Raw genomic sequence first — 24,398 nt, 5'->3', positions numbered from 1 at the left:
AATTTATTTTATTAACTCTTTTAATAATTTTTGATTGATGCAAATTGTCAATTCACCTTTGTTGAAATAAGAAAAGTCATAATCATCAAGAATTTTATAGATCGCTTCTCTACAATCAAAAAAATCATGAATTTCAATTACAAGACATTTTGTTAATTTTAAAAAATCTAGGTTTGATTTTGATGGGTCAAAAATTTCTTTTTCTGAACCTTCAATATCAATTTTCAATATATCAATATAATTGAACTTATAATCATCAATTAGTTGATTAATTGAAAATGCCTGAATGCAATTTAAATCCTCGGTTTCCTCAACTCTGAAAGACCAATCTAACCTATCGCCAAAATCATTTACGATCTTTAAATTTGTATTTGAACTCCAAATTGCTCCATTAACTTTATTAATAGAATTCCCATTTGCATTCAACAGATTAAACTCTAACACTTTAAAATTCTCCATTTCAGGTTCAATACAAATCGTATTTACTTTCTTGAAATGGTCTATAAAAAATAATGTTGTCAAACCTATATTACTTCCTGCATCAATAATATTTATTACATACTCTTTATCATTGCTGAAGTTTTCTTGGTAAGCTTCAATTACAGGGAGGTACTCCTTAGAAACATAAATCATTCTAAAAACATCGAAATCACTTGATTTTGGTTTTTTTCTAGTTTTTATACATTTATAATAACTATGCGTAAATTTTGATATATATTCATTTTTTGTTTCTTTATGAAAATAACCGTCTGAATTTATCAAATTATTGTAGTAGAAATAGACATTCCTTTCATTTTGTGTCGGTTTTATTTTTAAAGCGATTTTCACCAAATAAAGTAATACAATACTTTTATTCTTAAAATTCAATCTTTTTAAATTGGAAATCTTGTTCGTTTTAATCATTACTTTTTATTCCTTTTCTAATTTCTAAATTAGTTCTCAAAACCTTAACTGCGTATCCAACGGTTTTAAAATAATTGATCGTATTAAAAAAAATAATTTTTTTTAAAAATGACCCAAATATACGAACTAGTGAAGGGGCTTTTTTATTTGTCAACCGAGATGAAGCGATTGTCTCAATTCTATATTTTTTTAAACTTGCATTACTATCTCTATTAATAAAGTAAAAAAAGGTTTCATTCAAATCTATAATATCATAACCTTTCTGCATTACTCTAACTGACCATTCTTTATCTTCTACTGCTAATAGAGTTTCATCAAATTTATTTTCTTTCCAAATTTCTTTATTAATAATGCAGCAGCTTGCTAGCAAACCGCAATATATAGGATTCTGAATTTTAAAATCATTTTGAATCGCTCTATTGTAATTTTCAATACTATTAATATATCTTACCCCTGCAATATTATCAGATTTGCCCAATTCTAACAATGTATTCTTAAAGAAATTATTACCAATAGGAATTGAGTGAGAACTTAGTAATAAAATATACTTACAAGCGGCTTTTTCAATACCAAAATTTATTGCTCGCCCATAAGTAAAATTATCGATGGTTATTATTTTGCAATTAAATTTTTTTGCAACTTCAATACTGTTATCTGTAGAATTATTGTCAACAATTATTATTTCTTCAAAGTCATTTGAATACAATTTAGTTAAAATTGATAACGTATTTTCAAGGGCTCTACCCTCGTTTTTATTTCTAATAACTATTGATATCATATTTTAATTTTAATTACTTATTGGAACAGACAATTCTATTTGACACAAACTTATACATTGCCAAATATGAAAACTGGATTGAATATTACCATTAAAGTAAGAATCAAATTCTCTTTCTAATTCAGCTTTTACGAACCACTCAGAAAAACAGGAATTTTCAATAGTCTTTAAACATCCATTAACCCATTCTTTTAGATCGTCTGCCAACCACTCACGCTGTGGGGTCTGTAAAGGTCTTTTAGGGGCAAAAGCTACATTGTTACTAAGAAATTCTGAAGCAATTTCTCTTAAAATATATTTAGAAATTCCATCTTTAATTTTAAACTCCACAGGCAAGGAAAAAGCAAATTCAACCAATCGATGATCTAAAAAAGGTTCTCGCAGTTCAGTAGAATACATCATTGAAACACGATCGTTAAATCGTAATGCACGAGGAATTTTAGTATAAAATAAATCTCGATATTGCTTATTTAAAATCTCATCATCGAAAATCTTAGGGTATATAGGCTTTTCAGCTTTAGACAAAAAAGAATCTGAAAGCATTTTTATCTTATATGGCGAATTCTCAACTCCTTGAATTGTGGCATCATTTTTTTGAGTATAATAATCATATCCAGCCCATTGTTCATCCATTCCTTGTCCATCCAAAAGAACTAAAACGCCATCTTTTCTAGCTTTTTCGAAAATTTTAGCATAGGCTAAGGTTGGGATCCCTCCAAACGGTTCGTCTTGTTGCAAAGCCATTTTTTTTGTAAAAACAGGAATTTCATCTGCCTGAAGCAATACTTCTGCTAACGGATTATTAGTAGTTGTAATCATTTTTTCAACCCAGGGTAATTCATCATAATCAGAATTATTTGTGTAAAAAGTATAGGCATTAATTCTAGAGTTATTCTCTTGAAGATTAACCAAAGCTAATAAAATAGAACTATCCAATCCGCCACTGATATTAAAACCAACCGAAACATCAGATCTAAATCGTAAATTAATACTATCTTTTAAAAGCGATGTATAATGGTCTTTTGCTTGACTAAAGGTTATTATCTTTGGTTGTTTGGCAACTTCTTCTTCAAAAAGATACCATTTTTTTATAGTTAGATTCTCGTTTTCATATTTCAAAAAATGTCCTCCTGGTAATTGCATGATATCCTCCCAAAAAGTTTCATTCGGCATTCCGTAAGAGCCAAAAGCAAAATAAGAAGCCCAAACTTTTTCATTAGGTTTTTTGGGAATTTCAGCAGCATGCAATGCTTTTATTTCTGAAGAAAAAAATAAAGAATTATTCAATACACTATAATAAAAAGGTTTCACTCCAAATCGATCTCGTGCAGCGAAAAGCTTCTTTTCTTGATTATCCCAAATAGCAAAGGCAAACATCCCGTTGAATTTTTCCAAACAAAATTCTCCATAAATAGTGAATGCAGCTAACAAGACTTCGGTATCAGACTCTGTCTTAAATTTATATTGATTTTTTAAAGCCTCTTTAATTTCAATATAATTATAAATTTCGCCATTAAACACCAAAATATATCGTCCTGAATTATCTATAAATGGCTGATTAGATTGTGAAGATAAATCAATAATTGCCAAACGGTTATGCCCTAAGGTTGCAAAGCAATCATCATTATATTTTTTCGTAGTATCTGGGCCGCGATGATGCTGACTTATAAGCATTGCATCTAGTTGATGCTCTTTATAATCTCCTACAATCCCTGCAATCCCACACATACTTATTTTTTAATTAATTATATAATACCCTACTTTTAGATCTGATCTAAAAATTTGTGCACAATGAATTCTTCTGTCATTTCCATAGATTCTTTAGATGCTCCAGCAACGTGAGGAGTAATAATCACATTAAAATCTTGATTTGCCAGAAGCACTAATGGATTTGATGAAATAGATTTTAGACTTAATTCATTCTTCAAAACGTCTGTCGCAACACCACTAATGATACCTTTTTCAATTAAAAAAGCGATTTCTTCCTCATCCCAAATACCACCTCTCGAAGTATTAATAATTACCGAATTACTTTTCAAATATGAAAGTAATTCTTTATCAACAAAATTTTTATTTGTCTCAGTGTAAGGAATATGTATACTAATTATGTCTGCCCAAGCAAACAATTCTTGCGAAGTTTTGAATTTATCAAACTGACTTTCAACATCCTTTATGTCAAAAAAACCAACCTCCATATCAAAGGTTTTTGCAAAATTTGCTACTTGCAGCCCTACTCTGCCTAACCCTAAAATACCGATTTTTTTACATTTCAGATTTGTATTAATGTATAAATTCCTATTCCATTCACCCTTTTTTACATGATCAAATGAACTTGGAATTTTTTTTAGCAATGCTAACAATAATGCCCATGTATGTTCTGCTGTAGAAGGAATACTTTTAAGGAAATCCAACTCGTTTCTAAGTGAAATGACTTTCCCGCCAACATTTTCAAAATAAGTTACATCTATATGGTCCAGACCAGTTGTAGCGGTTAAAATGAATTTTAAATTGGGTGCGCTATCAATAATTTCTTTATCAATTACAAATCCTAATCTAACAAAAATTATATCTATATCAGCAATTTCTATCTTCAACTCATCTCGACTCTCTATTCTTCCCTGTTTTACCTGAAAAAAATCATTCAAAGTTGTCAAAGCATTTTCACTAAAATTATTAGATTCAGTTATTAATAACCTCTTTTTTCCAATCGTCATATAAAAGTGTTGCTAATTTAAAATCTCTAATTGTATCAATATTCACCAACCAATCGGGGTTCATTATATAGGCCATCTTTTTTTTGACCATAAACGTTTTTTGGTCTGAAAAAGCTTTAAGTCTTACAGCATAAAAACATCCATTTCTATAGTACACAGGTTCTATATCTTGTCTTCTAGAAGTCTCACTACTATGATCTAACGGAATCAATTTATTATCATCCATTAAATTATACATTCTAGCCGGATTAACATCGTTCATTGGCACGACACTAATCACGCCATCAATTTCCGTTTTCTCAGCCAATAAATTAATAATATTATTCAAGTCATGATATGTACGCAGAGGCGATGTTGGCTGTAATAGAATGACAATGTCAAAATCTTCCTGGCATTGTTCAATAACAAGCTCAACAGTATCAACAACATTGCTCGTATCATCTGCCAAATAATCTGGTCTTTTTAAAACATCTACATCATATAGATTGGCTACCGCAGCAATATCATCATCATCCGTTGATACAACAATTTTAGATACCAAATTAGACTCTAAAGCACATTCTATTGCATGCGATATTAAAGGCTTTCCTCCCAAATCTTTAATATTCTTACCTGGCACTCCTTTGGAACCACCACGTGCAGGAACTATAGCCAGTACTTTCATATTAATAAACAATTGTCTTATGAAATTGTAAAGGTACTTCCGTCAACAATTTAGCTATTTTCACTCCTGCTTTTCCATCACCATAAATAGGAGATGAATCAACTTTTCCTTTTTTCACCATTTTATTAATCGCCAAACCAATTTCTTCTTCTGAATAATCTGTATCTATACTATTTCCTCCTCGATCTCTTCTATTCTGACGCGAACCAATGTTAACAACTGGAACGCCCAGAAAAGCACATTCACGTATACCTACACTTGAATTCCCAATTAAACAATCGCTATGTTTCAACAATTGCAGAAAATCTTTGCCTTCCATGTTCTTGAAAAAATGAACATTTGGTAATAAATGTTGCTCTCTAAAAGCACGTATTCCCGTAGAAGTTCCATCTGCTCCAGCATCTACATTTGGCCAAAACCAAAGTGTTGGCTTATTTAATTTATAGATTGCTTCAAGTGTAACTTCGATATGTTTTCTTGAGTCTTGATACTCTGTTGTAACTGGATGCTGCATTACAACCAGATAGCCTTTAGATAAATCTGGTTTTGTTCCTACACCTCCATATTTTTCATAAGGATTAAAAGGAAGTTTTTCAGTCTCTAATATTTCTGAGGCCAAATCGATAGAAGGACATCCCGTATTGAAAACCATTTTAGAATCTTCTCCTAGTTTTATTACTCTTTCTTTTGCACTTTCAGAGGCAACAAAATGATAATCTGCTAACTTTGTAATTGCATGACGAACCTTTTCATCAATGTTACCAGTAACTTCTCCACCTTGAATATGCGCCAAAGGAATATTCATATATGAAGCGGCAATAGCGGTTGCCATTGTCTCAAACCTATCTGCAACAGTTACCACAATATCTGGTTTCAAATTATCAAAAACTGTAGATAATTCAAGAATACCAATTCCAGTAGTTTTTGCAGCTGCAGTTAGATTTTCTCCTTCTAATACATTAAAAACCTTTGCTGCAATATGAAAACCATCTTTTTCAATATAATTTACGGCTGAACCATAACGATCCAATAATGCAGAAGCAGCAATAATTAATTGCAATTCTAAATCTAGATGTTCCTGAATGGCTGATAATACCGTCTTTACTCGACTATATGAAGGACGAGCTGTTATTACTACAGCTATTTTTCTTTTTGGCATTTTAATTATATTAAACTCGGGTTAAAAGTAGTCAAAAAAAAACATGCTGAAAAAAGATTAATTTTAACTTTCTTTTTAAACTGTCGAAACTAGATTTATATCAAATCTGTCTCATTTAAAAAATCCCACTTTTTCAAATCTTTGTTTAATGTCTTCCCGATAATTTCATGAAATCGAAACGCGTCAATTCCAAAACCTTTTGGTTTTTTAGATTCTAAGTCATCGAAAGTCAGAACATGGTCTTTACATAGATCTTTATTAATTGCCAATGATTTTTCAAAAATTTGTTTTAGTGAAGAAAATGCTTCATTATTATTTTTATCTATTGGACTTGATAATGAAGTTTTTATATTTCTAACCGCTTTTACAAGCTCTTTGGTTTCAAAAATGGTCAATGAAGATTTTGAATCTGGCCCAAACATTTGTCTGTCAAATACCACATGAAATTCTAAAATATCAGCACCTAAAGCTGTTGCTGCTATGCAAGTTTCGACCTTTGCAGAATGATCAGAAAATCCAACTTTAACATTATAACGATCTTTTAATTCTTGGATAACGTTTAAACCATACTGCTCTGGCTGAGTCGGGTAAGCTGTTGTACATTGCAAAATAGAGAATTCAACATTTCTTTCTTTTAAAAATTCAGCTGTTTTATTTAATTCCTCGTATGAACTCATTCCTGACGACAAAATCACTGGCTTTCCAGTTCGAGCGATTTTTTCTAAAATCAAAAAATTGTTAACTTCTCCAGAACCTATTTTGTATTGCTCTACTCCTAATTCTTCTAGCCAATCAACTGCCAAATTACTAAACGGAGAGCAAATAAATCTTAAACCTGCCTCATCACAATACTTTTTTATAGCTTTCCATTGCTCTAAAGAAAATCCCATTCGTTTCCAATAATCAAATCTTGTTTTGTCCTCCAATGAAAACTTTACACGAAAGGGTTCATGCATACTGCTTTCAGCTTCAGCAATATGCATTTGAAACTTCACAGCATCTACACCAGTTTGGGCAAGAGCATCAATATATGAATACAAAACTCCAAGACTACCATCATGTGCCTGACCAATTTCGGCAATAATAAATGGCAAATTTGATTCATTTTTTTTATCAGCTGTTTTCAAAAAAGTGTCCATAAAGTTAAATTAAGTTTTCTTCGGATTTTCAATCATTATATTCATTTCATAGTTCTAGTTTTTCATCAAATTTAAGGTTTCTTAAATGTTGCCATGATCCGTTTCATTCCCTTCTAAAATGATTTTATATCATTACATAACTTTTCTATAAATTAGATTTCTCAACGAGTTTGCACTTTTACAATAATCCAAAACTTTATTTTGAATCTATCTTACGGCAAAATTTAGTTATATTGTAGTATCGATCTGATTAAAAAATTGACATTTTTGATGCCGCTTTATGAGCTTTCAGTAAAATTCTAATGTTTGATAATTCTCCTGCTGAAAAAAGAAGTTTAATAGCCTGAATAAACTTTACAAAAAATTGATGTTTGACTACAGTCTTGGAAAAATGTTTTTTTAAAAAGTAAAAATATAATGTCTCCTTTTCTAATTTCATATTTAACGATGTCCATTTATCTCTTTGCCCTCCAACCGAAGCCGACAAATGTTCTACTAAAATTTTTGGTTGAAAATAAATATTTGCTCCTGCTTGAAGCAAGCGCATTCCATAATCCCAATCGTCTCCCCAAATTGTAAAATTTTCATCAAATAAAAAACCTGCTTCCTTAAAAATTTCTCTTTTTGCAACATTTAGACCTGAACAAACTTGAAGTCTAAATCGAGGCTTTGAAAAATTACTAGGTTTAGAGATAGTATCTAAAATAGTATGGTACTTAAATTCTGTAGTTTCCATTCCCTCAAATTGAATTCCAGGTATTAGAACATCAATAACATTAGGTTTTAATATTTCAACAATCTGCTCAAATGCGGCACTTGAGATTCTTAAATCATCATCTAGAAAAAATAACCATTCCTCTTCTTTATAAAACTTTAAAGCCTGATTTCTAGAATGATTTACTGAATTTTCTCTTGCGTTCTTTACAAAAGTAAATTTATAATTCAGCGGTAATTTATTTATATCTGCCTCTATATCCTGTTGACTTTGATCTACAATGACAACTTGAGAAATATATTTTTCGAATGCATTTAAGTCTATAAGTAAATTAGACAAATAGGATAATCTATCTCTTGTTGGAATAACTAAAAAAAAGCTTTTCATTTATTTAGTAATTTGGCATATATCGCATAAATGCCATTAAAAATTTTAAGTTTTTGTAAGATCAAAATCATACGATATTTTATTAAAAGCAACTGAAAGTTTATAGCAGACCAAAACCCGATTTGTTCAAAATAATAGCTTGTTATTTTTTGATACGTTTTAAAAGATGGAATGTTTAAAAAAGCAACTTCCAGTTTTTTTAAAATTATTTTCTTTTGAAATTTTGTAAAAAGTAAATTATGGTCTTTAAACAAAATTTCGCAAAATTCGAAAGTAGCCCAGTTCTTTTGATTTTTTGAACTAGAGTCGCCAGTGATACTTAAATTTGAAACTCGGACTAATACTTGAGCTTCATTGATTGAATAAATAAAATTTGGAATAGAGAATTCTAAAACCGCCAAATCATCTGAATGCCAAGCCAATGGCAATTCCTTAAATTTTATATTTTCTATTTTATTTCTTTTAAAAACATATTCACTTAACGAGCTCCTTGTTCTTTTTGAAAATTTCCTAGTCAAAAAGTCCTGTCCAGATTCTAAAACTGGATGCTTATATTTTTGGGAAATAGTCTCTTCTTTTTCATTTATAACTTTCGTCGCAAAACGAACTACATTTATTTCATTCTTGTTTATATCTTCTAAATTTCTATAAAAAGAGGCTACCACATTTTCATTAAGAACATCGTCATCTCCGAGAATCATGATCCATTCTTCGTTTTCTACTAAATTTAAACATCTTTCCCATTGTTTTACTAATGAAATTCCGCCTAGATTCTGGTCAAAATAATGATATTTAAAACTAAAGTCATTTTTATATTTTTCTAATAAAAAGACTGGATTTTCTGGACTTGAATCATTTCCTATGTAAACCTTAAATCTTTTATCAATTTGTCTTTTTAAGGACTCTAAAGTCTTCTCAAAAAACTCAAGTTTGTAATATGGTATTACTATAGCTATCACTTTTTAACCTTTTTAAGTATCCAATTTGCAAATGAAAGCAAATGTAAATTGACTAGGATATTTTTAACCTTATATCCTAATCTATATGACCCAGAATTTTTATATTTCTTTACTTCAATTCCTCTTTCTCTTGATTGCTGATAATATTTCTCAATTAAAAAAATTAAAAATTTCTCAAAATCATTGTCTGCCAATAATGTTTTTAGAATTGGAAAAGAATAAAAGAAATTACTTTTCATATGAATAAAATCTTTGGTCATATTTTTTTCGTGGTATCTGTAATATGCCAAAGGGAGATCTAAAAAAATAACGTCTGGATTATTTTTGAAAATTTTCAACCACATAACCCAATCTTCTTTTGCTCCCAATTCTGCCGAAAATTTGAAATCTTTAAAAATACTTTTATGAAAAAAACCGCAATGAATTGGTATATTAAACTCAAAATCCCAATCGTAAAGAACTTTTTCAAAAGTAAATTTAGATAAAGATAATTTACAAAAAGGGCCCTCAATAATTTTTAAATTACCACGAAACATCATAAAATTGGAAATAACCACTTTATTATTCAATTCTTGATCTGTTATTATTTCCAATGATTTTACAAATTTATTTTCGTCCAATAAATCATCCGAATCTAAAAACTGAATAAACTCTCCTGAAATTTTACTTAAAGCATAATTCCGAGCAGAACTTACCCCTTTATGTCCTAAACAATATAATGAAAATCTAGAATCTTTTTTTATAAATTCTTTAACAACATCTACTGTCTTATCTGATGAACCATCATCGACAATAATACATTCCCAGTTTGAATAAGTTTGTATTATTATTGATTGCAATGTTTCTTTTATTAGATTTTCTCTGTTAAAAGTTGGTATTACAATTGAGATTAATGGAAAATTTAGATGATCAGTATTCATTCTCTTTATTTTCTGCCAATTATTTTTTTTATACCTTTCTTAAAGATAATCTTTAATGGCAAATCCATTAAATTTTGGTGGTTTCTCTCAGAGAATTCATCAATAAATCCATCAATTGATTCTGCTGGTAAAAAATCAAGTTTGTCCCAAACCCGTGGCACCATGGGATGAATATCTGTAAAATTTTTATAATTTAAACTGGACAGTGATTTCCAAAACTGAAAATATTTTTGAGTATCAAAATCATCTCTATGTCCCCAATTCGTAATTTTTTGTATTATTTCACTTTCACTTCTTGCCCAAGATTGGTGAATAACATTTATGTTTGAATAGTAATTCCTCACATTATCATTTCTTCTTGTGTGAGAATTCGATAATTGATTTGTTATAAAAGGAAACTGTTCTTTATTATTTATAAATAGGTATCCATCATTTAATTGTTTATATAAAGTAACTAATTTTCCTTGAATACATATTGGAGTTAAATTAGGAAAAATATTTAGATACCAGTACTTATTTAAGTATATAAACAATTTTTCAAAATCATATATATACTCATCAACATCTAACTGTAATTTCCATCCTTTACCCAATTTTTTCAAAATCATATTCCTTTCTCTTGATTCGCACTGAATTGGAGTTAAAGAAGGAATATAAAAATTATCAAAATAAAATTCTATTATATTTTTGGTATCGAAGATTTTAACCTCCTGAAAAAAAGAATCTGGAATCTCGAAAGAATTCCCACTCCATGTTTTATATTCACAATCAATGCCAATAACAATTTTATTGACATATGGATACAATTGCTTCATCGAGGTTAGAAGCATTTGATAGTCATAAGAAACAAGATAACCTACTTTAATCAAAATATTGTTTTTATTTTTTTTATAATTGTGCTTAATAAAAATGTACAATAATAAAACTTGAATTCATTAAAATTATAGACAATATTTCTTAATCGTAAATCAGCTTTAAAATCTTTCAAAAAACTTTTATTAAGACTGTTTTTATAAAACTTATACACTTCGATTTCACGATTTTTATAAAATTTGCACAAATATATGTAATCGGAAATCAATTTTTTTGTTTTAAAACTTTCATCCACTCCACTCCACGCCCCTCCGGCATGCTCTCGATAAGAAGCTCCATTAAAATCTAAATACTTTGCTTTACCATAATCCCCTAAAAAAGAGGTCAAGAATAAATCTCCACAGTTAACTCTGTCAAAAAAAACTGGATATTCTTTTATTACATTTCTAAAACACCTTGTTAATGTAGGCAGCCACGCTCCTTTTTTTAAGTCTTTTTCATTATAATCCTTTTTAGAATTTCCTAAAAATGATGGTACCTTTAGATTATTAAATTGATCAACCACAGAACAATCATGGTAGCATACTACATAATTCGAATTATTTTCTAAAAAATCAACTTGTTTCTGTAATTTTAAAGAATCAGTCCAATAATCATCGCCTTCACACAAAGCTATATAAGTCCCTAAACATTGTTTCATAGCAAAAATAAAATTAGGCATCATTCCAATATTATTCTCATGTCTAAAATATTTTATCTTTGAAGCTTTTGGGTGACTCTTTAAAATTTCTGTAATAATTGAATCTGTCTTATCTGGAGAACAGTCATTAGCCAAGATAAGTTCTATTTCAAAATCGCACTCTTGCATCAATACCCCCTCAATAGCCTGCTTGATGAATTTTTCATGACCATAAGTGATCATACAGATGCTAACTATTAAATAAGAATTCATTTTTAAAAATTAAGTTGGGGCAACACTTTAATGATTTTACCGGGAATGCCAACAACTAAACTATTATCAGGGATATCTTTTGTAACTACAGCTCCGGCTCCTACAATAACATTTTTACCAATCGTTACCTTTGGAAGAACAGTTGAATTAGTTCCTAAAACAGTATAATCGCCAAGTTTACAATTTCCAGAAATACTAACTCCCGGCGATAATTCTACAAATTCGCCTATTATAGAATCATGTCCAATTGTACAGTTTAAATTAATTAAAGCGCCTTTTTTTATTTTAATGTCAGATGTAATAATGGTTCCTGTCATTATATTACAACCCAATTCTATTTCATTGCCAAAATTACCAATGTGCGCTAATGGGCTTACTGTAGAAGAAAATTCGCCTCCTATTAAAGTAAATTTATCATATAATTTTTTTCGCAATATTGGGTTGCCTATTCCTATTGTAAATTTCTTATCTACTGTCCTGAAGTAATTTGAAGCATCTTCAACGGTTTTTAATACAGGAAATATACCAAATAAAGGTTCGTTTATCTCACCATTAACATCATCATAAAATCTCAAATTTTCCAGCTGATTTAATTGATAAACAATTTCTAAAACTTCTTTTGCAAAACCTTTAGCGCCAATAATTAACATAAACTTGAATTAATTAATACTACAATTTTTTCTAATTGCTGTAATTGTAACTCTACATACAGAGGCAAACACATTATACGAGATGAAATGCTTTCTGAAATTGGCATTTCTGAGCCTCTTGTATATTCAATTGTATTCAAAGAAGGATAAAAATAACGTCTTGGAAAAATTTGATTTCTGTTTAATTCCTTTTGAACTTTTAGCAATTGTTCTTCTGTATCAAAAATTATTGGATAATAGCTATAATTCCAATTCGTATTTTCCCTTAATTTTAAACATTGCAACTTCGAAAAATCTAGATTATCATTATAAAATTCAACTATTTTTTTTCTTTCCCTTAGTATTTTATTCATATAAGGAAAAACAGCCAAACCCAGTGCTGCTTGTAGCTCTGAAATTTTACCATTAATCCCTAATCCATGAAAAGCAAGAGTGCCATTATGTCCAAAGTTATGAGAATAAAACAATTTATCCCTCAAATCTGCATCATTGGTAAACATGGCACCACCTTCTCCAGTATGAAATAACTTTGTTGCATGAAAACTGCATGTACTTACATCTCCGTAATCAAAAATAGATTTATTATTGAATTCCACACCAAAACAATGTGCGGCATCATAGATAACCTTTAAATTATACTTTTTTGCAATCAACTCAATATCAACAACATTACATGGATTTCCAAAAACATGAGTAGCTAATATGGCTTTAGTTCTGGACGTAATCGCTACTTCTATTTTAGTTTCATCGATAGTCAAATATTCTGGATGGATATCCACGAAAACTGGGCTACAATTTTCCCAAACTATTGATGCAGTAGTTGCTACATAACTAAAAGGAGTAGTTATAATTTCACCTTGATTTCCTAATAACTTCAATGCTATTTGTAATGGTACAGTACCATTGTTAGTCACAATAATATTAGATACATTTAAATATGCCTTTAACTTCTCTTCTAATTCCAATACAAGCTCTCCTCTATTTGTGAGCCATTCCATATCCCAAGCCCGTTTAAGATAAGAATTATATTCTTCTATAGGAGGAAGAAAAGTTTTGGTAACATTTATCATTAGTTCTTTTTTAATATCCAATTAAATTTAGGCTTAATGTAACCTGGTTCTCTCCCCATATATACTCCTAAATCTCGTCCGCCATCAATAATAGTAAAACATAGAATATCATTTTCAACAAAAAGAGCTTCACGTCTGTCTTTTATAAAAAAGAATGATAAAAAATATTGACCAGACTGAAAAAATGAGGAAGGAAAAAAACATGTTAATTCATTTTTACCATATTGTAATTTTTCCTCTTCCTCTCCATTTGAAAAAGAGAAAAGAGACTCTCCCATCTCGTTATATAAATGATAAGTTACACAATAATTCCCCAAATATCTATCTTTCAGATTTATTACAGTTTTTAATTCAATTTCACTATTTTCTATTAGCGGTTCATATATACTTTTACCTAAACAATTAATTGAAATTTCTTCTAATTTGAACTCATCCGTTTCATAATCTAGACCAAATGTTTTTTGATTGATAACTTCCGAATCTCCGCTTAGGTAATAACTAACTGCTTTTTCAATATTACTAATAAGTTTCACCTTACCATGCTCTAAAACAATTCCTCTTGTACACAAACTTTTTACAGCAGCCATATTATGGCTTACAAAAAGAACTGTCCTACCTTCACTTTTAGAAATATCCTGCATTTTTCCAATTGCCTTCTTTTGAAATTCAGCATCACCAACTGCCAAAACCTCATCTATAACCAAAATTTCAGGTTCAAGAAAAGCGGCAACAGCAAATGCCAAACGAACTGTCATTCCAGAACTATATCTTTTCACAGGAGTATCTATATAACGTTCGCAACCTGAAAATTCTATAATTTCATCTAGCTTTGATGCAATTTCTTTTTTGGTCATCCCTAAAATGGCTCCGTTTAGAAATATATTTTCTTTTCCAGTCATTTCACCATTAAAACCTGTACCTACTTCTAACAAAGATGCTATTCTTCCGCGCGATTTTATACTTCCGGTTGTCGGAGCTGTTACTTTCGAAAGTATTTTTAAAAGTGTAGATTTTCCTGCTCCGTTTTTTCCAATAATACCTAAAACTTCTCCACGTTCAACTTCAAAATTAACATCCTGCAATGCCCAAACATAATCTGAAGTACCTTTTGTGGAACGATCATTTGTGTCCCCAATCTTTAAATATGGATCTTCTTTTCCTCTAATTATATGCCACCATCTATTTAAATCGTGACTTAAAGTTCCTGTGCCAACTTGCCCTAAACGGTATTGCTTCGAAATATTTTCAGCTTTTAATATTATATCTTTCATCTATACGGTATCTATAAAGCTTTTCTCTGTTTTATTAAAAACCAATAATCCAGCAAAGAAAACAACCAATGTAACTACTGCTGTATATAATAGACCAAAAACTGAAATGCTACCAATATTTAAAATCATATAACGAGAAGTTTCTATTATATATGCTAAAGGATTATACTGCACTATCCATCCAAATTTCGGAAGTTTTTCTTTTATTAATTCCATTGGGTACATTACCGCCGATACATACATTAATAATTGAACTCCAAATCCAACCAAATTATTTAGATCCCTATACTTCGTAACCATTGAAGAAATCATCATTCCTAAACCCAGTCCCAAAATCCCCATAAATACTATTAAGACTGGAAAAAATACCAATGATACATTTAAACTTAAATCTGCGCCTTGAAAAAAAAAGAAAATATAAAAAACAATAAATATGCAAAATTGAATTCCAACTTTAATCAAGTTAGAAATCACGATCGATAGTGGAGTAATGATTCTTGGAAAATATACTTTACCGAATATAGCCGCGTTAGATTTAAATGTATCTGAAGTTCCATTTAAACAAGAAGTAAAATAATTCCAAACCATGATTCCGGCAAGATTAAATAAAAATGGCGGAATTGTCCCAGTCTGAATTCCAGCAACATTATTAAATATAATAGTAAAGGTTATAGAAGTAAATAAAGGTTGAATTAGATACCAAAGTGGTCCCAAGACAGTCTGTTTGTAAACTGTAATTATATCACGTTTTACAAAAAGCATTAATAAATCTCGATACTGCCAAATTTCTTTAAAATTCAGCGAGAAAAATTTATTCTTAGGTGTTATTTCAAACAGCCAGTCATTTGTGTTTTTAGAATCCATTTAAAAGAACTAAAAAATCCTGTCTTAAAAATTAACAAGATTTTTAACATTTTAGAATTTGTTTAAAAATGTCAAAAGGTGTTTTAAAAAAACACCTTTTGATTTATATTTCTGAATATTATATATGTATACTATTTATCTAAAACTTCAAAAGTAGAATTCATACTTTTAAATTCTGGAACAATTTTTTTCATCTTAGCAACGATATCATCATTTTCATAAAAATCAGCGATACCAATTAATTCATCAACATCATTATGAAGAGTTTCATATTCGTCTTGAATTTCTTGGGCTATCATAATCTTATTATGATATGTCGGAAGAGTTTTAGAGGTATCGTTTAGCAATTCTTCATAAAGTTTCTCTCCAGGTCTTAGACCAACAATTTTTATCTTAATTTCTTTATCTGGTATAAAACCTGCTAACTTAATCATTTTTCGAGCTAAATCAATAATTCTAACTGGTTTACCCATGTCAAAAATATAGATTTCACCACCATTCCCCATAGCTCCTGCCTCTAATACTAGCTGGCAAGCTTCTGGAATTGTCATAAAATAGCGAATGATATCCTGATGTGTAATAGTTACTGGCCCTCCCTCGGCAATTTGCTTGGTAAACAATGGAACAACAGAACCATTTGAACCTAAAACATTTCCAAAACGAGTGGTAATAAATTTTGTACCACCTTCCACATTCTCTTGTTGATTTTTCAAGAATAAAGATTGAACATATTTTTCAGCAATACGTTTACTGGCCCCCATTACATTACTTGGGTTAACAGCTTTATCTGTAGAAACCATTACAAATTTCTTTACCTGATATTTACAAGCTAAATCAGCAAGATTTTTAGTTCCTTTTATATTAGTTTGAATTGCCTGAGCAGGATTTTCTTCCATTAAAGGCACATGTTTGTATGCAGCAGCATGGAAAACTACATGTGGGTTATAATTTTTAAAAACTTTTTCCAATGCTTTTTTACTTCTCACATCTGCGATTACAGCAACAATCTTAGTGCTAAAACTCATTGTTTGAGTTTCTAAACACAAATTATGTAATGGTGTCTCAGCATGATCTAGAACTATAACATTTTTTGGACCAAAATTCAGGACCTGTCTTACAATCTCGCTTCCAATTGAACCAGCAGCTCCAGTAATTAAAATTGTTTTATCTTTTAATTGTTTAGAAATTGATTTACTATCTAAAACTATAGGTTTTCTTTCTAATAAATCTTCGATCTGTATATTTTTTACTTTCTGAGAAATTTCTTTTTGATTTTCCCAATCTGAAATCAAAGGAACTGTATATACTCTATAATTAAATTCTAAACATTGATCTACAATAATAAGCTGTTCATCTTTTGTCAAGCTTTTATCAGCAATAATCACTCCTTCCGCTGCAACAGATCGCATTAAGGCTGGAAGTTTTTTTCTTAAGATCAAAATTGGAAGATCCAGCATACGCTTAGATGCATTCTGGTTATTTTTATCAACAAAACCAACTATTTTAAATCGTGAAGGTGTTTCAAATTTTAAAGCATTGGCTACAGAAATGGCATTTGCATCAGTACCATAAATTACTGTTCTAACAAGCTTAGTCGTCGCTTTTTCAGAAAAATACATTTCAAATGTCTGTTTTACAACTACACGATATAAAAACAATCCACAAAATGATAAAACTAAATTGATAAAAAGCGCAGTATTTAAAAAGGCTTTATGCCCCGTATATAACTCAAAAATTAAATTTATAAACAAAAAGAAAACCAAAACTGACATTTGAGAAAAAAGTAGTTTTATGGCATCAATATAGGATGAATGTCTAATAATTCCGGAATAAGTACGAAACAGCCAAAAGAAAAACACATTCACTGTTATAAGACTTGCTACAAAATAAAAATCGTGTGATGTTATAATATACCCTATAGCTGTCCCATCAAAAAGCAAATAGGTAAAAGAAAAAGAAAAAAACAAAACCATTACATCAATGGCGATGATAATCCACCTAGGCAGATAACTCAAATTATTGATATTTGCCCTAAGATTTCTTGGAGAAAAGGTTTTATACAATAAAGAGGTAACATTATTTGGTTTTTCAGTATTCAATTTAGCTTTTTTTAAGTCAGTAAAATTTGAACTTTTATACAAAAATACAAATTAAAGGTTTTAAATAATTACTTGGTGAAGCAAATTAAACTTTAACACCTTTTCTCTTTTGTTTTAAAAATTCTAAAAGATAGGTTCCATAACCTGATTTAAGTAAGGGTTGGGCCAATTCTTCAAGCTGCTCATCGCTAATAAAACCTTGTCTCCAAGCAATTTCTTCAATACAACCTACTTTTAAACCTTGTCTCTCTTCAAGAACTTGCACAAATTGCCCTGCTTGCATTAAACTATTAAAAGTTCCTGTATCCAACCAAGCCGTTCCTCTACTTAATATGCCTACTTTTAATTTTCCTTTTTCAAGATATACTTTATTTACGTCCGTGATTTCATATTCTCCACGGGCACTAGGTTTTATATTTTTTGCAATCTCTACAACAGAATTATCGTAAAAGTATAAACCTGGAACAGCATAATTAGATTTTGGTTTTAATGGTTTTTCTTCAATTGAAATGGCTTTAAAATTTAAATCAAACTCAACTACGCCATATCGTTCAGGATCTGACACATGATAAGCAAAAACGACTCCACCATTTGGTTTTGTATTAGATTTTAGAAGTTCCTGCATATTAGAACCAAAAAATATATTATCACCAAGAATTAAAGCTACGTCATCATTGCCTATAAATTCTTCACCAATGACAAACGCTTGTGCTAAGCCATTAGGAATTGCTTGTTCTGCATAACTGAATTTACATCCTAAACTTGAGCCATCGTCTAATAATTTTTTAAAATTTGGCAAATCATACGGAGTAGAAATAATTAATACTTCATTAATCCCTGACATCATTAAAGTTGATAATGGATAATAAATCATTGGCTTATCATAAACAGGCATCATTTGTTTACTCATTGCAAGAGTTAAAGGATGCAAACGAGTACCTGAACCTCCTGCTAGTATAATTCCTTTCATATATTTCTAATTTTAGATCTTAGATTTTGAATTTTAGACTTCTTTAAAATCAAGCTTAAATAAAAATCTAGCAATGATTTAAATAAACATTTTTTTTAAACTTTCCCTATATTCGGGAATATTCAAGCAGTAAGTCTCTTTAATTTTTTTTTTATCTAATAGTGAAAATTTTGGACGTTTTGCTGGAGTTGGATAAGAAGTAGAAGAAATCCCTCCAACATTACAATTGTATCCTCCAAATTCTTTAATGCTCAACGCAAAATCATACCAACTTATTTCACCTTCATTTGAATAATTATATATTCCCGGAATCCATTTTGAAAATTCAAGAATATCAATCATTGCTTGCGCCAAATCAGCCGCATAAGTCGGTGAGCCAATTTGGTCATTAACAACATTAATAATATTTCTTTCCTGCATTAATCGTTTCATGGTTTTTACAAAATTGTTTCCAAATTTACTATAGACCCATGAAGTTCTAATAATAATAGAGTCTGGATTCTCTTTTAAGCAGGCAATTTCTCCAGCTAATTTGCTCTCTCCATAAACATTTACAGGGTTTGTATTTGCTTCTTCATTTAAGGCCACAGAAGAAGTTCCATCAAAAACATAATCAGTAGAAACGTGAATTAATTTAGCTTTATTTTCTGAAGCAAATTTTGCAATTATTTCAACAGCTAAATGGTTTACGACAAAGGCAAGTTCTTTCTCACTTTCTGCTTTATCAACTGAGGTGTATGCGCCGCAATTAAAAATTACATCTGGATCCATCGTATTTAATTGTGTTTTTAGTAACTCTAAATTATCTAATGGCATTTTGTTTCTATCAGCAAAAATCCATTTGTAGTTTTTATAATTTTCAGATAAACCACGAAGTTCTGACCCTAACTGTCCATTTGCTCCTGTTACAAGAATTTTTTTCATTAAAATAAACTGTTACAATTTTCAATAAATGGAAGAATCTGATCTTTCTCGGAAACAATTGCATCATTTAAATCCATACCCCAATCAATATATAATGAAGGATCATTATATTTAATTCCGCCTTCTGAATCTTTATTATAAAATCGATCACATTTATACATTACAGAAGCCGTTTCACTAATAACAGAAAATCCGTGAGCAAATCCCTGAGGCACCAATAATTGTTTTTTATTTTCTGCTGATAACAAAATACTAAATGATTTTCCATATGTTGGAGAGTCTTTTCTTAAATCTACTGCTACATCAATAATTTCACCTTCCAATACTCGAACCAATTTTGTTTGAGCAAAAGGAGGATTCTGATAATGCAACCCTCTTAGAGTTCCCTTCTTCGAAAACGACTGATTATCTTGTACAAATTCAATACTAATTCCTAAATCATCAAATTTAATTTTACTGTACGATTCAAAAAAATAACCTCTTTCATCTCCAAATATAGTTGGCTCTATAATTATCAAATCTTTAATAAATGTTTTTTCAATTCGCATATTTTAACTCGTATTTCATAAAGAAATTAATAATTTATTTTATTCTCCTTTTATCTTCATTAGTTAAATTTGAATCTGACGGCAAACACAGTTCTTTCAAACAGCATTTCAGCTTTTTTTTTGCTCCTATAATAAAACATTCTTAAATCTTACCAATACAATTATTATTAAACAAACATATCAGATTTAATAAAATTTAATGTTGGAACAATGTTTTCGTTTTCAAACTAATCTATGTTCAATCTACAAGAAATCAATTTGATTCTAGACCTTTATCAATATATTAGTTCTCAATTTGACTTTTTCTTAATACTAATGATGACCAGATTTTCTTATTGCCCATTAGTTAACTGCCAATAATCTAATGGAAATCTAACATCGTCCTCTCCCACATTAATTAGTGGTAATGTAGAAAAGGATATCAACTTTGAATTTTCTTCAAGAGATTCTATAGCATTCACATAACCAGATGGAATGTGTACAATTTTACTATCAGATTCAGACACATAAATAGTCTTAATAATTAATTCCTTTGAAGGATTCTCCCAATTATCAATTTTTGTAAAATGAATATTAAACGAGCCTGAAACGCAATAAAAATTTTTAGAATCTAATTTATGTCCCTGCCAAGCTCGAATTGGATTTTCGTGAGAATTACTAATAATATAAAACCTTTCAATATTCTCAAAACTAAAATCGTTCACATACGATATAATCCCTCGATGATCTGAAAATTTTCCGCCTTGAATTATTCTAGATTCCATGATTCAGTCGTAAACAGCTTTTATTTAACAAATAAAATTTTACTGAATAAATTAGTAGTAAAGGAAAAATGACAATTAAAAATATAATTGCATCTTGAACTTTTTGGTAAAGGAGAATAACCAATAAGGAAACTCCAGCCTGAACTAAAGCATAAAGGAAAGATACCAACCTATGTTGCAACTTATATTCATTACTTAGCACTTGATATAAATGTAACCTATGAGCTTCGAAAATATTTTGCTTAAGATAAAGTCTATGCAAAATTGTACAAACTGTGTCAACTCCATATATTGCTAAAAATAATATCCAAATAAGCGATTTTGTTACTAGAATAAGTTTTATTTCTAAATAAATTATCCAAAAAGCTATGGTAATACTTCCAACATCGCCAGCAAAACATTTTGCTTTTTTTCTATAATTAAAAAAGAGAAAAACTAAACTGGCAATTATTGCATATTTTATAAGCATGTCATCAGTAAAAAGCTGGATTTTAGCATTTACATACAATAAAGAGGACATTATTACAATTGTATACAACCCCGTAATACCATTAATTCCATCCATAAAATTATAGGCATTTATTAAACCAATAGCTAAAATATATGCCAATATTACACCTAAGATTGAAACTAAATTAAATAATTCAAAATCAATGAATATTAAAGTAATTGCAATAAAATGAATCAAAATCCTCATTTTATTAGACAAACTTTGAATATCATCCCAAAAGCTTACTAGACTAACTAATGTAATTCCTGTAAAAAAATAGTAATTATCCGGAATATGTTGCACAAAATAAAGTAGTGATGCAAACCAGAAAATTATTCCTCCACCTCGTAAAGTTATTTCTGTATGTGAACTTCTTTCATTAGGCCTATCAATAATGTTAAAACGATCTGCGACTTTAAAATAAAGTAACATTATGATCATTAGTATAATTCCTAAAATTATATGTCCCATTCTACAAGATTATTGTTAGTTAGTTAATTTTGTTTCATCATAAACTTTTTTGATAGTCTTTCTAGAATTATTTTGCTTTCCAGCAATAAATAATAACTTATTTTCTATCTTAAAATTTATATTAGCTTTATCTATAAATTATTGTTATTTAAATACTCCAAAACTGATCCTGGCTCCCATCCCAATAATTCTCTAGCTTTTGAATCATCGAAAGTCAAATCCGAAATTATTTTTTTTACTTTCAATGAATTAATAGGAGCTTTTTTACCAAATATATCACCACTATATCCTATTAATTTTGCAATGAATAAAGGCAAGTTCAAAGGAGATTTCTTTTTCTTCTTCTGCTTTGAAATAGCACTGCTTAATTCACTAAAATTTGGGTGAACTCCATCTGTAAGATTAAAAATACCTCCTACAGCCGCAACCTTTGGAATAAATCCAGCAACATCTTCTGCCAACACCATACTTTTTCGTGCCTTACCGCCACCAATATTAAAATAGTATCCTCTATCTATAGCTTTTAACATCGCCCCTAAATTACCTGGAGGACATTTCCCTACCAAAAGAGGCAAACGCAAAATAGTACAAACAACATTATTTTTTCTACACCATTGAGCCACTATTGCTTCCGCTTCAATTTTACTTCTCCCATATGGATCTTTTGCTAGTAAAGCATCTTCTTCTTTAATATTGATTCCATTTTCCAAACCATAAACTGAAACAGAACTAATAAAAACAAATTGCTTAGGCACTCCCATTTTCTCAAGTCCTTTCAATAAATTTTTAGTTCCGACTACATTTACTTTATAAAACTCTTTTTTCTCTAATTCGTTTTTGGGAATAACATGAGCCTTTCCAGCAGAATGAATTACTAATGAAAAAACCTTATTAAAAACAGGAATATCATTTTCTAATTCAATATTATAATATCCAGAAGATCTAGATAATCCAAATAAATTAAAACATTTTTTTTGTTTTTCACTAATTGCCTTTCCTAAAAAACCATTCATTCCAGTAATCAAAACATCACTCATCATAACTACTTTTTTAGCACTTCATTATATTTAGATACGACTTGATTAATCATTTTCTCTTTAGTAAATAACGTTTCATATCGTTTTTTTGCTCCTTCCGAAATATCCATTAAAAACTCAGGATTTGAAAAAACTTTATCTATTGCTTTCGCAATCTCTTTACTTTTACCTGGCGTGACTATTACTCCTGATTCCGAATCTTTATTAACCCAATCAACACCAGACCCTTCAATTTTTGTCGAAAGTACTGGTACACCTAATGCCATTGCTTCAACTTGTACAATTCCATACGCCTCAGTTTTAAACAACGATGGTAAAACTAACATATCACTGGACTTAATATAGCTAAACTTATAAGAATCATCTACTTCTCCTAAAAAAATTACTTTATCAGAAATCTTTAATTCACTTACTAAATTCTCCATCTGAATCTTCATTTCCCCATCACCAATAAGAAACAAAACACAATCAGATTCTATTAAGCTCATTGCTTGTATAAGAAACTCTATTCCTTTATAATAAACAAATCTACCAACATATATCAATTTCTTCTTTGTTTGGTAATTTTCATTAATCTTGGACTCAGTCTGAGAACTAAATAATGATTTATCAATATCTAATCCAATTACTACATATGATACCTTATTAATAAAAGATTTAAGCACTTTATTATTTATAGAGTAATTTGGTGTCGTACATAATATTAAGTCACTTTTTTTTAAAACCCAAGTTTCAAAATACTTAATTATTAAATAAGCATACTTCTGTTTTAAAATATTGCTATGCCAGTGAACTATTATTTTCGATTTTGGTCGAGTAAGAAACAATGCTAATAAAGCCATTGGGTCAGGTAAATGGACATGAATGATATCATACTCGTCCTTAATCTTCCATAGTCGAAAAATTAATGAAATGGAAAAAAAAGTAGATTTCGCTTTAAACAATAAAGATTCCCTATATACTAATCCTTCTTCACAGTACTTATCTATTTTTCTACTATTTTTATCATTAGCTCCTAAAACGTCACATTTAATTCCAGATTCATTGAGCCCATAATAGAAATATTCCATTACTTTTTCAACACCTCCTAGCTTTTTAATTGGTGGGAATGCTTTTCCCAATTGTAGTATTTTCATT

Annotated in this window: 24 protein-coding genes; all 24 read right to left on the bottom strand. The window is 29.7% G+C overall.

What is annotated here, in order from left to right; genetic code table 11:
- Positions 1 to 3 precede the first annotated feature (3 nt).
- On the bottom strand, positions 4 to 903 hold the full coding sequence (locus LPB248_RS14695; RefSeq protein ID WP_177212089.1) for an FkbM family methyltransferase: 900 nt from the start codon (positions 901 to 903) through the stop codon (positions 4 to 6).
- Positions 896 to 1,681 carry a glycosyltransferase family 2 protein gene (locus tag LPB248_RS14690; protein WP_177212088.1) on the bottom strand — a complete coding sequence of 262 codons (786 nt, stop codon included), beginning with the start codon at positions 1,679 to 1,681 and terminating at the stop codon, positions 896 to 898. The genes LPB248_RS14695 and LPB248_RS14690 overlap by 8 nt, the downstream gene beginning before the upstream one ends.
- Before the next feature lie 9 nt (positions 1,682 to 1,690).
- Positions 1,691 to 3,409 (bottom strand): asparagine synthase (glutamine-hydrolyzing), encoded by a 1,719-nt coding sequence (gene asnB / locus LPB248_RS14685; protein ID WP_177212087.1) that lies wholly within the window; start codon positions 3,407 to 3,409, stop codon positions 1,691 to 1,693.
- A gap of 35 nt (positions 3,410 to 3,444) precedes the next feature.
- Positions 3,445 to 4,395 (bottom strand): NAD(P)-dependent oxidoreductase, encoded by a 951-nt coding sequence (locus tag LPB248_RS14680; RefSeq protein ID WP_177212086.1) that lies wholly within the window; start codon positions 4,393 to 4,395, stop codon positions 3,445 to 3,447.
- Positions 4,361 to 5,059 carry a cytidylyltransferase domain-containing protein gene (locus LPB248_RS14675; RefSeq protein WP_177212085.1) on the bottom strand — a complete coding sequence of 233 codons (699 nt, stop codon included), beginning with the start codon at positions 5,057 to 5,059 and terminating at the stop codon, positions 4,361 to 4,363. Before LPB248_RS14675 ends, LPB248_RS14680 begins: the two co-directional genes overlap by 35 nt.
- A 1-nt stretch (position 5,060) precedes the next feature.
- The gene (neuC, locus tag LPB248_RS14670) at positions 5,061 to 6,218 is read right to left on the bottom strand and encodes a UDP-N-acetylglucosamine 2-epimerase (RefSeq protein ID WP_177212084.1); all 1,158 of its coding nucleotides are present in this window, start codon (positions 6,216 to 6,218) and stop codon (positions 5,061 to 5,063) included.
- 95 nt (positions 6,219 to 6,313) lie between these two features.
- A complete protein-coding gene (locus LPB248_RS14665) occupies positions 6,314 to 7,357 on the bottom strand; it encodes an N-acetylneuraminate synthase family protein (RefSeq protein ID WP_177212083.1) in 1,044 nt (347 codons plus the stop codon).
- 250 nt (positions 7,358 to 7,607) lie between these two features.
- Positions 7,608 to 8,459: a glycosyltransferase family 2 protein gene (locus tag LPB248_RS14660; RefSeq protein ID WP_177212082.1), complete on the bottom strand. Its 852-nt coding sequence runs from the start codon at positions 8,457 to 8,459 to the stop codon at positions 7,608 to 7,610.
- Positions 8,456 to 9,418, bottom strand: coding sequence for a glycosyltransferase family 2 protein (locus tag LPB248_RS14655; protein ID WP_177212081.1), 963 nt, complete (start codon positions 9,416 to 9,418; stop codon positions 8,456 to 8,458). Before LPB248_RS14655 ends, LPB248_RS14660 begins: the two co-directional genes overlap by 4 nt.
- Positions 9,415 to 10,338 carry a glycosyltransferase family 2 protein gene (locus tag LPB248_RS14650; protein ID WP_177212080.1) on the bottom strand — a complete coding sequence of 308 codons (924 nt, stop codon included), beginning with the start codon at positions 10,336 to 10,338 and terminating at the stop codon, positions 9,415 to 9,417. The genes LPB248_RS14655 and LPB248_RS14650 overlap by 4 nt, the downstream gene beginning before the upstream one ends.
- A gap of 5 nt (positions 10,339 to 10,343) precedes the next feature.
- On the bottom strand, positions 10,344 to 11,207 hold the full coding sequence (locus LPB248_RS14645; protein WP_177212079.1) for a hypothetical protein: 864 nt from the start codon (positions 11,205 to 11,207) through the stop codon (positions 10,344 to 10,346).
- Positions 11,204 to 12,103, bottom strand: a complete 900-nt coding sequence (locus tag LPB248_RS14640; RefSeq protein WP_177212078.1) for a glycosyltransferase family 2 protein — start codon at positions 12,101 to 12,103, stop codon at positions 11,204 to 11,206. The genes LPB248_RS14645 and LPB248_RS14640 overlap by 4 nt, the downstream gene beginning before the upstream one ends.
- Positions 12,104 to 12,105: 2 nt before the next feature.
- Positions 12,106 to 12,753, bottom strand: coding sequence for an acetyltransferase (locus LPB248_RS14635; RefSeq protein WP_177212077.1), 648 nt, complete (start codon positions 12,751 to 12,753; stop codon positions 12,106 to 12,108).
- Positions 12,747 to 13,823, bottom strand: a complete 1,077-nt coding sequence (locus LPB248_RS14630; protein WP_177212076.1) for a DegT/DnrJ/EryC1/StrS family aminotransferase — start codon at positions 13,821 to 13,823, stop codon at positions 12,747 to 12,749. Before LPB248_RS14630 ends, LPB248_RS14635 begins: the two co-directional genes overlap by 7 nt.
- Complete coding sequence (locus LPB248_RS14625; RefSeq protein ID WP_177212075.1) at positions 13,823 to 15,094, bottom strand: ABC transporter ATP-binding protein; 1,272 nt, start codon at positions 15,092 to 15,094, stop codon at positions 13,823 to 13,825. The genes LPB248_RS14630 and LPB248_RS14625 overlap by 1 nt, the downstream gene beginning before the upstream one ends.
- Positions 15,095 to 15,958 (bottom strand): ABC transporter permease, encoded by an 864-nt coding sequence (locus tag LPB248_RS14620; RefSeq protein ID WP_177212074.1) that lies wholly within the window; start codon positions 15,956 to 15,958, stop codon positions 15,095 to 15,097.
- 131 nt (positions 15,959 to 16,089) lie between these two features.
- Positions 16,090 to 18,057 carry a polysaccharide biosynthesis protein gene (locus LPB248_RS14615; RefSeq protein WP_177212073.1) on the bottom strand — a complete coding sequence of 656 codons (1,968 nt, stop codon included), beginning with the start codon at positions 18,055 to 18,057 and terminating at the stop codon, positions 16,090 to 16,092.
- 85 nt (positions 18,058 to 18,142) lie between these two features.
- Complete coding sequence (rfbA, locus tag LPB248_RS14610; protein ID WP_177212072.1) at positions 18,143 to 19,027, bottom strand: glucose-1-phosphate thymidylyltransferase RfbA; 885 nt, start codon at positions 19,025 to 19,027, stop codon at positions 18,143 to 18,145.
- Positions 19,028 to 19,105: 78 nt separating this feature from the next.
- On the bottom strand, positions 19,106 to 19,951 hold the full coding sequence (rfbD, locus tag LPB248_RS14605; RefSeq protein WP_177212071.1) for a dTDP-4-dehydrorhamnose reductase: 846 nt from the start codon (positions 19,949 to 19,951) through the stop codon (positions 19,106 to 19,108).
- A complete protein-coding gene (gene rfbC, locus LPB248_RS14600; protein WP_177212070.1) occupies positions 19,951 to 20,499 on the bottom strand; it encodes a dTDP-4-dehydrorhamnose 3,5-epimerase in 549 nt (182 codons plus the stop codon). The genes rfbD and rfbC overlap by 1 nt, the downstream gene beginning before the upstream one ends.
- Positions 20,500 to 20,831: 332 nt before the next feature.
- A complete protein-coding gene (locus LPB248_RS14595) occupies positions 20,832 to 21,263 on the bottom strand; it encodes a WxcM-like domain-containing protein (RefSeq protein WP_177212069.1) in 432 nt (143 codons plus the stop codon).
- Entirely contained in the window at positions 21,253 to 22,224 is a 972-nt protein-coding gene (locus LPB248_RS14590) for an MraY family glycosyltransferase (protein WP_177212068.1), read from the bottom strand. Before LPB248_RS14590 ends, LPB248_RS14595 begins: the two co-directional genes overlap by 11 nt.
- A gap of 131 nt (positions 22,225 to 22,355) precedes the next feature.
- The gene (locus LPB248_RS14585; protein ID WP_255462951.1) at positions 22,356 to 23,264 is read right to left on the bottom strand and encodes an NAD-dependent epimerase/dehydratase family protein; all 909 of its coding nucleotides are present in this window, start codon (positions 23,262 to 23,264) and stop codon (positions 22,356 to 22,358) included.
- A gap of 2 nt (positions 23,265 to 23,266) precedes the next feature.
- Positions 23,267 to 24,397, bottom strand: a complete 1,131-nt coding sequence (locus LPB248_RS14580; protein ID WP_177212067.1) for a glycosyltransferase — start codon at positions 24,395 to 24,397, stop codon at positions 23,267 to 23,269.
- Position 24,398 lies beyond the last annotated feature (1 nt).

The sequence above is a fragment of the Flavobacterium sp. LPB0248 genome, from assembly GCF_013388355.1.
GTDB lineage: Bacteria > Bacteroidota > Bacteroidia > Flavobacteriales > Flavobacteriaceae > Flavobacterium.
The sequence above is the reverse complement of the archived record's forward strand: the minus strand, read 5'-3'. Positions and strand labels throughout refer to the sequence as shown.